Source organism: Mesorhizobium sp. M0854 (assembly GCF_040319815.1).
Lineage (GTDB): Bacteria > Pseudomonadota > Alphaproteobacteria > Rhizobiales > Rhizobiaceae > Mesorhizobium.
The window spans coordinates 1-569 of record NZ_JAMYOL010000092.1; the positions used below are offsets into that span (position 1 = coordinate 1).

The 569-nt window shown below is 52.0% G+C and carries 1 protein-coding gene; it reads left to right on the forward strand.

What is annotated here, in order from left to right:
* Positions 1 to 103: 103 nt before the first annotated feature.
* Positions 104 to 569: amidohydrolase family protein (locus tag NKH99_RS32675; protein WP_353017991.1), on the forward strand; the 466-nt coding region annotated here is incomplete at its 3' end.

The following is a 569-nucleotide window of genomic DNA, read 5'->3' on the forward strand; positions in this document are numbered from 1 at the left end:
TTATCTTCTCCCGTACATTGGACTTATCGAGCCTCTCTACGATAGGGATACCGCCCGAGCATCATGGCAGGAGCTGAGAAAATCGTACCACAAGATCCCTACCATGGACCGGCAATCCGAGTACCACCTGTCAAAGGATCTCCGCCGCTACAATTTTACTCTTGCTCTCGAAGAATGCCTTAAGCGCGACGTTCCCATGCAGCTCCACACGGGCGATGGAGAAGCTCCCTCTGTAATTCTTCGCAACCAGGATCCGTTTTATCTTGAGGAAATTTGCCGATTCGACCGAGATGGCGTCATGCGGATGCCGAAGATTATTCCACTTCACGCGGGGTATCCCTCGGTCGGAAAGGCCGCATGGCTCAGCCATCTATATCCCAACTGCTACTTTGAATTGTCGATCATGACGCCTTTCGTGCATCAGAGTCTGTTTCAGCGGTACATGCAAGTCATGGAAGTTGTTCCGCTCTCGAAGATACTATTCGCAAGTGACGCATTTCATATTCCCGAGCTCTATTGGTTAGCCGGACGCTGGGGCAAGCGATACCTCGCAAAGGCGCTCACCGAGC